At 63.7% G+C, this 11,008-nt stretch carries 9 protein-coding genes and 1 other RNA gene; 3 read left to right on the forward strand and 7 right to left on the reverse strand.

Annotated elements, in window-relative coordinates; genetic code table 11:
• Positions 1–72: 72 nt before the first annotated feature.
• A complete protein-coding gene (locus K5554_RS12710; protein ID WP_221038827.1) occupies positions 73–1,092 on the reverse strand; it encodes a GerMN domain-containing protein in 1,020 nt (339 codons plus the stop codon).
• A gap of 224 nt (positions 1,093–1,316) precedes the next feature.
• Here K5554_RS12710 and murB point away from each other — a divergent pair, with 224 nt between their 5' ends.
• From murB to K5554_RS12725, 3 genes are all read left to right on the forward strand, one after another.
• Positions 1,317–2,210, forward strand: coding sequence for a UDP-N-acetylmuramate dehydrogenase (gene murB / locus K5554_RS12715; RefSeq protein WP_255565406.1), 894 nt, complete (start codon positions 1,317–1,319; stop codon positions 2,208–2,210).
• A gap of 205 nt (positions 2,211–2,415) precedes the next feature.
• Positions 2,416–4,662 (forward strand): DUF3160 domain-containing protein, encoded by a 2,247-nt coding sequence (locus tag K5554_RS12720; RefSeq protein ID WP_221038829.1) that lies wholly within the window; start codon positions 2,416–2,418, stop codon positions 4,660–4,662.
• Complete coding sequence (locus K5554_RS12725) at positions 4,655–6,259, forward strand: CapA family protein (protein ID WP_221038830.1); 1,605 nt, start codon at positions 4,655–4,657, stop codon at positions 6,257–6,259. The genes K5554_RS12720 and K5554_RS12725 overlap by 8 nt, the downstream gene beginning before the upstream one ends.
• Positions 6,260–6,301: 42 nt before the next feature.
• Here K5554_RS12725 and ssrA read toward each other — a convergent pair.
• The 6 genes from ssrA to K5554_RS12755 form a co-directional block, all read right to left on the reverse strand.
• Positions 6,302–6,654: a transfer-messenger RNA gene (gene ssrA / locus K5554_RS12730) on the reverse strand.
• Complete coding sequence (smpB, locus tag K5554_RS12735; protein WP_221038831.1) at positions 6,642–7,136, reverse strand: SsrA-binding protein SmpB; 495 nt, start codon at positions 7,134–7,136, stop codon at positions 6,642–6,644. The genes ssrA and smpB overlap by 13 nt, the downstream gene beginning before the upstream one ends.
• A gap of 119 nt (positions 7,137–7,255) precedes the next feature.
• Positions 7,256–8,629: a PIG-L deacetylase family protein gene (locus tag K5554_RS12740; RefSeq protein WP_221038832.1), complete on the reverse strand. Its 1,374-nt coding sequence runs from the start codon at positions 8,627–8,629 to the stop codon at positions 7,256–7,258.
• 14 nt (positions 8,630–8,643) lie between these two features.
• Positions 8,644–9,255: a DedA family protein gene (locus K5554_RS12745; RefSeq protein ID WP_221038833.1), complete on the reverse strand. Its 612-nt coding sequence runs from the start codon at positions 9,253–9,255 to the stop codon at positions 8,644–8,646.
• Positions 9,252–9,956, reverse strand: coding sequence for a phosphatidylserine decarboxylase (locus K5554_RS12750; protein WP_221038834.1), 705 nt, complete (start codon positions 9,954–9,956; stop codon positions 9,252–9,254). The genes K5554_RS12745 and K5554_RS12750 overlap by 4 nt, the downstream gene beginning before the upstream one ends.
• Entirely contained in the window at positions 9,938–10,945 is a 1,008-nt protein-coding gene (locus tag K5554_RS12755; protein ID WP_221038835.1) for a hypothetical protein, read from the reverse strand. The genes K5554_RS12750 and K5554_RS12755 overlap by 19 nt, the downstream gene beginning before the upstream one ends.
• Positions 10,946–11,008 lie beyond the last annotated feature (63 nt).

Genomic DNA, 11,008 nt, shown 5'->3' on the forward strand with positions numbered 1-11,008 from the left:
CACACTATAGAGTTCGTCACCTAACTTCTACTTTTTTCCCCATAATCCTGCAGAAAATGAAAGAAAAGGCTCCTAGCCAGATATCGCCAGGAGCCTCAGCAGGCCGCGCGATGCGTCGGCGCCAAACCAATCGCGGTAGTTGCCTGGAATGGCGATTGGTTGCTTAAGCCGAGGAACTTCCAGCGGCTTCCCGCTCACGCGGACCTCAAACTTTTTGATCTGGGGAAATTGGCGCAGGGTGTAAGCTAGAGCCCCCAGGGTTATACTCTGCTCAGACCGGATATTGCCTTTGGTGTCGCGCAGAACCGCCTCCGGCGAAAAATCGAGGCGCACCAGCTCGCCCACTCTTTCACAGTTGAGGAGGCGTGTCCCCTCCGGGAAGACGGCAGACAAACCCGGAAGCCCCTGCGGACCCGCTATCAGCTGCTCCACCGTAGAGCGGATCGGGTCTTTCGTCTCGGGCCCCAGGCGCACCGTGACGGGCACCAGGTAGGCATCGTGGTAGCTGAAGTAGAGGCGGACCTCCGGCCCGGCCGGGTCGCCGCCGGCTATGAAGTTGATCCGGTCCGGCCGCTTCAGCGGCGTCTTGAGCACCAACGCACCGACTTTCTCCACTATCTGCCCGTCGAGCAGAATCTGCACGGCCTCAATCTCCGGCAGCTCCGTCAGCGTAAGCACGACGCTGTCCACTGCGCGCTCCCAGGCGGCATCGCCGGCCAGCTTGCCGGCCACTCCGCCCAGGTCAAGGCAGGCGATGCCGTTTTTAATGTAGAGATCCCGCACCATGGCACCCTCAGGGAACGGACCCGTAAGCAGCTCCCTGTCCAAAGGACCGCTCAAGAGCTTCTCCACAGCGTGGCGCGGCAGATCCTCATCCGCCGTTACCGTGGCGTTCACCGGCACCAGGTAATCTTCGGCCCGCGTTTCATAATACACCGTCACCAGCTGCTGCCTGCCGGGTGGCGCTGCCTGCTCCGGCGGTGCCGCCTCTCTTTGTACAGCAATGTTCTCGGCACAACCAGGTAGGGCCCACAGGGAAAGTGCGAGCAGGGTGAACAGAACGAACGAGGCTCTGCGACGTCCTCGTCCCATGCATGGGGCACCCCCTTAGGTTATATGCCTTTGAACCTCCCCGTATAAATATATTCGACGTCCCTCCCATTTTCCCTGGTGCCTAAGCCGGTTTTTCCAACTGTAATCCAATTGTGATCTTCGCCGGGTGAATCTAACGCCTGCAGCTCCCAGGATACAGCCTTTTTCTCGCCGGCCAGAAGGAAAACGGCGCCCGCTCGCGAATCTTAACCCAGAAGAAGGAGGTGCTTCCGTCTTTGTCTGCAGAAATCCGGGAGCAGGTCCCGTTGAAGGATTATACTTCCTACAAGATCGGGGGCCCCGCCCGCTATTTTTGTGAACCGCACTCCATCGCCCAGCTCAAAGACGCCCTCTACTTCGCCGAAGAGCATACTCTTCCCGTTTACATCCTGGGCTGCGGCACCAACGTCCTGGTGAGCGACAGCGGGGTGAACGGCCTCGTCATCCGGGTGGCTGCCGACTTTGCCTATCTGTCCTTTCAGGACGGCGTGGTGCAGGTGGGCTCCGGGCTTCTTCTCGACCATCTGGTGACGGCGCTGGCCGAGGAAGGCCTGGGTGGATTCGAGGTGCTGGCGGGGATCCCCGGCTCGGTAGGGGGCGGTATCTTCATGAACGCCGGTGCCTACGGCGTTACGCTGGGCGATTTCGTCCAGGAAAGCACCGTTATGGACTTCAGCGGCATCATCCGCCGCCTCCCCCACGCAGAGCACAATTTCTCCTACCGGCACAGCATCTTTCAAGAAAAGGACCTCATCGTCCTGGAGACACTCCTTAAAGTAGAGGCGCGCCCGCGCTCCGAACTCCTCGAGCGCATCGCCGCCACCAAGGAAAAGAGGCGGCGCCACCCGCGGCTGCCCAGCTGCGGCTCCACCTTCCGCAACCCGCCCGGTACCTACGCCGGCAAGGTGATCGAGGAACTGGGACTCAAAGGCACACGGATCGGTCAGGCGCAGATTTCGCCCGATCACGCCAATTTCATCGTCAACCTGGGCGGGGCGACGGCCGCCGACGTCTACGCCCTCATCCGGCTGGTCCGGAAAGAAGCCGCCGCCCGCGGCATCACCCTGGTACCGGAGGTACGCCTCTGGGGCGAATTCCCGGAAAGCGAGCCCTGCTAGCGTGCCGCTTCGCCTTCTCCAGCCCGCGCAAGCGGGCTGGAGTTTTTTTGCCTGCTCGCTTCCCGCCGGTCCTCAGAATGGGAAATTTTTTGAATAGGGGAACCAAATAATGGTGCACTTCGTCTATAAATTGGAGGCGGCTTTTACCCCGGAAAACTCAGCGGGAAACCTCGGCCAAGAGCAGCCGACAAGGAGGAGAGGAAAGATGGTCATACAGCGTTGCCGCCTGCGCGTGCAGGCTGGGAAAGGAGCAACCCGGGCAGGGGTGAGCTGCCTGGCCCTACTGCTGCTGGCGGCGGCCCTCGCCGGCTGCACCCCCACCCCTGGCCAGGGCGGCGGTGGGCCCGCGGCAGGCGAACCGGTCGCGCTGGAGAGCGGGCAGCCTGACCCGGGGACTTCCACAGCACCCGGCGCCTTTGCCGGCTTCGCGGAGGTTCCGGTTCGGGTCAGCCCTGCAGTCAAACCTTATCAAGTGGCTCCGGACCTGAGCAACATCACCAACAAAGATATGTTTACACTGTCACCCGCGGCCCGGAACCTCTTCATCAAGAACGGGTTTGTGGTTGTGCCGAACAGCCACTTCAAGGAGTTCTTCGCCCTCTATGAGATGAACCGGTACGCACCGCGGCCGCTTTTTGTCACCACCGATTCGCTGCTGCATAACTACCACCTCTTTTTTAGCCATTTGCTGCGGGTGATGGAAGAAGAAAGCCTCGCGCCGGACCTGAAAAGGTTGACCCAGTCCCTGCTGGAAAGAGCGCTTCAAGATCTTGCCGCCCTGAAAGGCACGGCCTGGGAAAACGCCGCCCGGCGCAACGTGGCCTTTCTGGCGGTGGCAGCCCGGCTTTTGGACCTGGAAGCGCCGGTGCCGGGAGAAGTAAGAAAGGTAGTTGAGGCTGAACTTACCCTGATTGACCGGCACCGGGAATGGGCCCTTTCCCCGGTGATGAACCTGGGCAGCGACCCTGACCTGGTGGAAGGCTTGAAGGAAGACTATTCCCAGTACCTGCCCCGGGGCCACTACGACAAGTCCGATCTGCTCAAGTCCTATTTCAAGGCAATGATGTGGTACGGTCGGCTCACCTTCCGGGCCCAGAGCGAGGATGAGACCCGGTCCGCCGTCTTGCTGACCCGGGCACTCGATCAAGCGGGAAACCCTGAGCTCTGGGCCAGAATCTATGAACCGACCAAGTTTCTGGTCGGCCAGAGCGACGATCCTACGTATCCCGCTTACCGGGAACTCCTCCTCAAGGTCTACGGGCCCGCCGCCGGCCTGAAAACCCTGGTGGAGGACCGCGCGAAATGGTCCCAGCTCGTGGCAGCCGTGCGGGATTTAAAACCTCCGGCCATTAATTCCCTGCCCATCTTTGCTGCCGGTCTTCAGCCCGACCGGGACAGGGAGATCAGCGGCTTCCGTCTCCTGGGTCAACGCTTCACCTTGGACGCCGCCATTTTTCAGCGGCTGGTCTATCGCGAAGTGGGGGAAAACAGCTGCGGTGCAAGAAGGATGCTGCCCCGGGGCCTGGACATCGCTGCGGCCATGGGTTCCCGAGAAGCATACAAAATCCTTCAGGCGGAAGGAGAAACCGACTACGCCCGGTATCCGGAGAATATGGAGCGGCTGCGCCGGGCAATCGCCGGTTTGGACCCGACGACCTGGACGCAGAACCTGTACTGGGGCTGGCTGTACACCCTCCTTCCTCTCACCTGGGAAAAGCCGGAAGGCTACCCTTCCTTCATGCGCAACCCGGCCTGGGCCAGAAAGGAACTCAGCACCTACCTGGCCGGCTGGACGGAACTGAAGCACGACACCCTGCTCTACGCCAAACAGGTCTACGCCGAGGCCGGCGGCGGCGATCAGGTCGACGACCGGGGCTATGTGGAACCCAACCCCTACGTCTACGCCCGGCTGGCCGCCCTGGCGCAAATGACCCGGGAGGGACTCATGGCGCGCCAGCTTATCAGCGAACGGGACCAGGTCAACTTACAGCGGTTGGAGGAGCTCGCCCTGGCTCTCAAGGCCATCGCCGAGAAAGAGCTGAACGCCACCCCCTTGGCCGCAGAGGATTATGAGCTGATCCGCTCTTACGGGGCCAGCCTGGAACACTTCTGGCTCGAAGCCCTGCGGGACGAAGGCGTCGACCACCCCTCCGCCCAGAACGACCGGCCCGCGGCGTTGGTGGCCGATGTGGCGACCGACATCGGCGGCGGTCGGGTCCTGGAAGAAGCCACCGGCCCGGTTTTTCCCATCTATGTGGCCGTACCGGTGGACGGTAAACTGCGCATCGCCGTCGGCGGCGTCTACTCCTACTATGAGTTCCCCTGGCCCCTCGCGGAGCGTTTGACGGATAAAAAGTGGCACCAGCTGATCAACGAAGGCCAAGCTCCCCCTCAGCCGGCTTGGACCAAGTCCTTCACCGCCCCGCCCGCTGCCGCTCCACCCCATGCCTAGGCGAAGGCTATGGCTGCTGATCGGCGGGCTGGCGGTCGTACTGGGGGCGCTCACGCCCAGGCTGGAAACTGTCCGCCTGGAGACCTTTGCCACCTTCCGCGCCGGCGAAATGCGGCTGCCGGTACAAGAAGACCCGATCGCGCTGGTGGCGGTGGGCGACATCATGCTCTCGCGCGGCGTGGCGCGGGAGATGAAAAAGGCCGGCGACAGCCGCTTACCCTTCGCCAAGATCAAACCCTACCTGCAGGGGGATATTGTCCTCGGCAACCTGGAAGGACCGATCACGCCGGGACCGGAGATAGAGCCGTCGGAAATGCGCCTCCGCGCCGACCCGGGAACCGAGGCCGTTCTACGCGACGCCGGGTTCACCCTGCTCACCCTGGCTAATAATCACCTTCCCGACTTCGGTCCGCATGGGATCAGCGATACCCGGCAGTACCTCGCCCAGGCCGGGATCGGCTGCACCGGGGCCGGTCTGACCGCCCGTCAGGCTGGCGAGCCGTACTGCGTGCAGGTCAAAGGGGTCCGGTTGGCCTTCCTGGCCTTTGCCGATCCGGAACTAGTTCCTGCAGTCCACGGTACCGGGGAGGAGCAACCGGGCCCGGCCTTGTTCAGCCCGGAAAAAGCGGCGGCCGCCGTTCGAGCCGCCCGCCGAAAAGCGGATTTTATTGTCGTCTCCCTGCACGGCGGCCGGGAGTACGCCGCCGAACCGGACGAAGCCCAAATCCAGGCCGCCCGCGGGGCCATCGACGCCGGGGCGGATCTGGTCCTGGGACACCACCCCCATGTGGTGCAGCGGGTGGAACGCTACCGGGGAGGGTATATCCTCTACAGCTTAGGCAACTTCGTTTTTGACCAGTGGTGGTCGGAAGCCACCCGGGAGAGCGTGGTCGTCCGGCTTTTGGTGGACAAGAGCGGCGTGGAAAAACTGGAGTTCCTCCCGGTGTACATCAATAAGCGCGCCCAACCGGAACCGGTGCGGGGCGCCGCTGCACAGAGCATCGCCGCCCGGCTCGAGCTGCCTTTGCAGGCAGAACCGCTGGCCACCTGGAGCGAAAGCGACTCCTCCTACTACCTTGGCACCAAGTATGTCCATTACTGCCGCCAGACACTGGAGGCCTTTCGGCGGCGGCAAACCGCCCACGCCGACCTGGACGAAGACGGCCGGCAGGAAGTCTACCGGCTGCAGAACGGGCGGCTGATCGTAGAGGAGGAGGCGCAGCCGCTGTGGCAGTCGCCCCCAGAATGGTGGGTGGACGGTTTCACCCTGGCCGATGCCGATAACGACGGCCGGACCGACCTCAACTTGAGTGTCTGGAAGGCGGGCAGTTTTGGGCCGCACAAGCCCTTCTGGATAACTGAAGACGACAACAGCGTCAAGAACCACCTTTTCATCTTTGACCTGGTTGATGATGCCGTCAAGCCGATCTGGCAGTCCTCCAACCTCGACCGCCCCATCTGCGAAATGGCTTTCACCGATCTGGACGCCAACGGGGAAAATGAGCTGGTTGTCACTGAGGGCAGCTATACCGACCCGACCAACCGGCAGCTCACCATCTGGCAGTGGAACGGCTGGGGCTTCACACGCCTGCTGTGAATAAAGAAAAGACGCCGCTTTAGGCGCCTTTTCTTTATGTTCTGGTGGAGGCGGGGGGGAATTGCACCCCCCGTCCGAAGGTGTACCCACACAGGCCTCTACGAGCGTAGCTCCTGCTTTAGCGTTCGCCCGCACGGCCTCCCAGGAGCAGGATGCCGCTTGGGCTAACCCCGTAGCTTTCCCGCCTGGCTCCAGGGTGCCTGCCCGGCGGTAGCCTGCTAATCTGACACCCGGATCCGGCCCCGCAGGCGCAGGCCGGGCGGATGGGCCGCGTTAGTTACGCAGCCAGTGCGTAATCGTTGTTGGCAGTTATGCCTTTCCATGTTGGTGCGCGGTCATGGTCCGCGGCTCGCTTCCTGTGCCCATACGACCCCCGTCGAGCCTAAATCGCCCCCAGGGAGCGCTCTTTGAAGGCCCGCTCGATCTCCCGCGCCGCTTCGCGCTTGGCGAGGTCATCCCGTTTATCGTAGACCTTCTTGCCCTGGGCCAGAGCCAGGGCTACTTTTGCCAGGCCCCGTTCGTTAAAGTAAACGGAGAGCGGGACCAGCGTCAGCCCTTTTTGCTGCACCGCACCGGCCAGCCGGCCGATTTCACCCTTGTGCAGAAGGAGCCTGCGCGGGCGCTTGGGCTCGTGGTTAACGTAACCACCTTTTTGGTAAGGGCTGATATGCATATTATAAAGGATGATTTCGCCGTTTTCAACCCGGGCATAGCTGTCCCTGAGGTTCGCCTTGCCCTCGCGCAGCGACTTGACCTCGGTGCCCACCAGCGCCAGCCCGGCTTCGTAGGTCTGCAGCACGAAGTAGTCGTGGCGGGCCTTGCGGTTTTCGGTGACAATGCGCTGTCCTTTTTTCTCCGCCCTTTTTTCTTTCGCCATTTTCCTCACCGGCCCACCCGAAATATTCCCGCAACATTTTTTATTTGCCTGCTCTTTTATTGTAACACAACCGGCCGGCTGCAACAAGCCCGCGGCAGCCCGCCGGGCGAGCGACGCTGCTACTCATGGAGCACGATGCGCACCTGCGGGAGCCGGTCGGCCCGCACCCGGCCCTGGTAGGTTTCAGCGCTGACAAAAATCTCCGCCGGGTCGCCCAGGAGGCGGCGGGACACCTGGTAGCTGACGGTGTCCGCAGCCGGCACAGCTCCCGTGCCGGGAGCGGCCGGCCCAGGGTAGCTTACCGCCACGCGGCCCCGGCCCGCCTCCCCTTTTTCCAGCGCCACCACCTCCAGGCGGTAGCTGATTTCCCGGCTCACGGGGCCCCGCAGGCGCAGCCAAAAGCGCAGGTTTTCCCCGTCCAACGCGGCATCGAGCCGGACAATGTCGGCGTCCTTTTCCCAGCGGTCGATGATGCTGTCGCCGACCACGTCCACCGCCACGGCCTTGGGGCTCTCCCCACCGGGGCCGGCGGTGAGCACCTCGGCCGGCGGATAAGCCCAGTAGAGCTCCGTGGCCCGCGCAAAGCTGGTGAGAAACCCCCGCATCACCGCCACCTGCGACTGGTATTTTAAGATGGCGTTATACTTTTGTACCCGCGCGGCCCAGGGAAGATCCAGGCGCAGCCAGATCCCCTCCGGGGCGATGGGCGGCGGCGGCTCCAGGTTACGGGCCAGGTTGGCGCCCCAGGGGCGCGGCCAGCCCGTGTAGTGCACCAGGTAGGTGTAAATCTGGGGCTGCCCGCTCCACCCCCGGTTGCGCTTTAAGTCTTCCAAGGCGTAGCTGACAAAAGCGCTCGCCGCCCAGTGGTCCGGGTGGCCCTCGTGCGGGCTGGGGAAAATGAGCACGGTGGGGTCTTCGCTCCGGATGAGCTCCTCGACGTTGGCCACGAGTACCTCGCCGGCATAGGTGGTGGCGAAAACCGGGTGCACACCGTAGGGAGAGGAGGTGACACCGGTGTAGGGTGACCGGAAGGGATGGGCGGCAGACCAGTGTTCCTGCCAGAGCGCGGCCAGCCCCCGGTCCGGAAAGCCGAGGAAAACCGCCGCCTCGGGCGGGACGCCGAGAACCCCCAGAGCCGCCAAGGCCTCCTTCTGGCGCAGCTGGCCGAAGGCGCGCATGCCGGCCGGGGTGATCTTAAAAAGCCGCAGGCGCCGCTGGGCCGCATAACGAAAGGCGTCGCCGCAGGTAAAAAAGACAACCTTGACCCGTGCGCCCGCCGCCAGGGCCGTCTGGATGAAGCCAGCTGCCCCCACCGTTTCGTCGTCCGGGTGGGGGGCAAAGACGAGCACCCGGTCCGCGGCTGTAAGCGCCGGCGTAAGCGGTCGCACCTCCAGGTTAGGCTCTGTCTCCAGCGGGAGCAGCCAAAAGTAGGCTCCCAGCCCGCTGAGAAGAAGCAGTAAACTCAAGAAGACTCCTTTGCTGGCGCGGCGCATGGCGGCTCCTTTCTCTAAGACGGCCGCGCGCGGCGGCGGCAGGTAAGCCAAAAGAACAGGACGTAAAAGACGCCCAAAAGTACGCCCCCCAGGGTAATCAGCTCTAAAACCCGCGGGCTGAGGAAGCGGGCAGCCGTTTGGCCCAGGTAAAGGTAGACGAGCTGCTGGGCCGTACACCAGCCCAGTGAAGTTAAGACGGAGTAGAAAAGGTAGACCTTAAGATCCATGCGGGCAATGCCGGCGAGCAGAATGGCCGGCGTCCGGGTCAGGCCGATGATGCGTGAGATGATGATGGCGGCCCCGCCCCAGCGGGCATACCAGTTCTCCACCCGCGCCACTGCCCCGGGCCGCACGCCCAAGAAGGGTCCGTAGCGCTCGAGGAGCGGCCGTCCGCCGAAGCGGCCGGCCGCGTAGCCCGCCAGGGTGCCCAGGGTGTTGGCCAGCGTAGCTAGGGCAAGGAGGGGAACGAGCGCCAGCCGGCCGGCGGCGATGAGCACGCCGGCCGCCAAAAAGAAGGCCTCGTAAGGTATACCGGGCAGGCCGGTTCCTTCCAGGAAAAGCACGAGGGCATACATCCCGATGCCGGCGGGCGCCGCAAGGAGCTCCAAAACGCCGTTTTCTTTCATGGCGCCGCTTTGCGCCACCGCGCCACGATGGACTCGGCGCCCGTGACCCGGGAACCCGCCTGCACCAGGATGCCGACCTCCGGTTCACCGATGATAAGGTCCACCTGCGAGCCGCGGGCGATGAAAGAGACCTTTTGCCCCGCCTGCACCGTCTGGCCCGCCTGCACAAAGCAGGAGATCTTGTTGACGAACTTGTCGGCAATCTCTACCATGGCGAGCGGCGGCCTGCCTTCCGGGCGGAGAAAGAGGGTGTTCCGTTCGTTAACCAGGCGATAGCGGTGGGCAAAGAGGTCCACCGCCCGCCGCAGAAAGGTCAGCCTGACGTATTCCCAAAGGTCCACCATGGGCAGGTTGGTGGCGGCCGGGGCATGGACCACGTCGGTTACCGCCGCCGTCACCGGGGCGTAGTTGAAGTGCACGTCGAGCGGTGACATGTAAATGCCGATCAGCCAGCCGTCGGCAAAACGGTGGCTGGAGCGGTGGATTTCCGGCAGCGGGACGGACTCTCCCAGTTTGCTGACCTCGATCCGCCCGGCGCGAAATGGTTTCACGTACACCACGGTACCGTCGCAGGGTGCCAAAATGGCGTCCGGGTCGGCCGGCGGGTGGCGCACCGGGTCGCGGAAGAAGTAGACGTTACGCAGGTACCAGTAGAGGCCGCCGAGGAGAATGGCCGTAAGGGTCAGGAACCAGAGCCACACCGGGACCACTCCTTCCTCACCTTTGCCAGCTTGTAGGGCAGGCGGACAACGTAGTACCCCGCCAGGCCGGCCGCCGCCTTCAGGGGGTTGTAGGACGTAGGCGGCGCTTCTTTTACGCTGAAGCTGCCGTCGCGGTACAGGCTATCCAAGGCCGTGTACGTAGGCACCAGGCCTTTGTTCTGGTAGCTGGCCCAGATTGCCAGCGCTGCCGGCTGCTCCACCAGGCGGCGCTTCAGAGGGTAAACATCCTGGAGTTCAGTCCAGAGGGTCGCCAGGCCGGGGGTGAGTCCCGCGGTGGCCGCCTCCCGGCGCAGGCGCCGGTAGGTCACCGGGTCCCAGGTATAAGGGCGGGTGCAGGCGGCCACCGCCACGATGGCCGCCACCAGCTCCTTAAGGCGCTCCAGGTCTGCCACCGGGTCCAGGAGACGCACCTCAATGGTGCCCAGGCGGAGGGAAAAAATGAGGTCCTGAAAGCGGTAGTAGGGATCGCCGGGCCGGAGCGGCCCCAGCGCGTAGGAAGCGTAGAGCCGGTAGCTGGGTCCGAAGTACTCTCCCCGGCGCGCGGGGGAACTGGCCGCGGCCAGGGCGAAAAGCGGCAGAAAGTGCGCCAGGTTGTTGTAGGTGCGCTCGGCATCGGTCAGGCCGGAGAGGTGCAGGTGGAGGCCGGCGGTGAGCGTGGGGGCATCCATGTCCAGGAGGTGCCCGGCGGCCACCAGGAGCCCTTCCCCGCCCACCGCCGCGGCCAGCTCGCGCCGCAGCTCAGCCAAGGCCGCTACAACCTCCGCCGGGCCATCCACAGTGGGGGTGGAAATCTCCACCGGTCCCATGAGGCCGACCTTGAGGTCTTTGCCGCGGGCGAAGTTGGAATCCGAGTGGCTGAGAAAGAAGCCCGGGTTGCGCCAGAAAAGCCGGGTCAGGTAGTAGAGCGACTGCAGGTTCGGCCGTGCCGGCTGCGTGATAAAGACCTCTTCCTCCAGGCCCAGGCGCACCCGCTCCCCCTCCTTTCATCCCACCCTACTCGTCCATTGATAATTACTATGGTAAGACCTTCC

It is taken from the genome of Gelria sp. Kuro-4, assembly GCF_019668485.1.
Lineage (GTDB): Bacteria > Bacillota > DTU030 > DUMP01 > DUMP01 > DUMP01.

Coding starts and splice junctions, on each gene's coding strand:
- K5554_RS12710 (WP_221038827.1), bottom strand. CDS start 1,092: ATGGGACGAGGACGTCGCAGAGCCTCGTTCGTTCTGTTCACCCTGCTC.
- K5554_RS12720 (WP_221038829.1), top strand. CDS start 2,416: ATGGTCATACAGCGTTGCCGCCTGCGCGTGCAGGCTGGGAAAGGAGCA.
- K5554_RS12725 (WP_221038830.1), top strand. CDS start 4,655: ATGCCTAGGCGAAGGCTATGGCTGCTGATCGGCGGGCTGGCGGTCGTA.
- smpB (WP_221038831.1), bottom strand. CDS start 7,136: ATGGCGAAAGAAAAAAGGGCGGAGAAAAAAGGACAGCGCATTGTCACC.
- K5554_RS12740 (WP_221038832.1), bottom strand. CDS start 8,629: ATGCGCCGCGCCAGCAAAGGAGTCTTCTTGAGTTTACTGCTTCTTCTC.
- K5554_RS12745 (WP_221038833.1), bottom strand. CDS start 9,255: ATGAAAGAAAACGGCGTTTTGGAGCTCCTTGCGGCGCCCGCCGGCATC.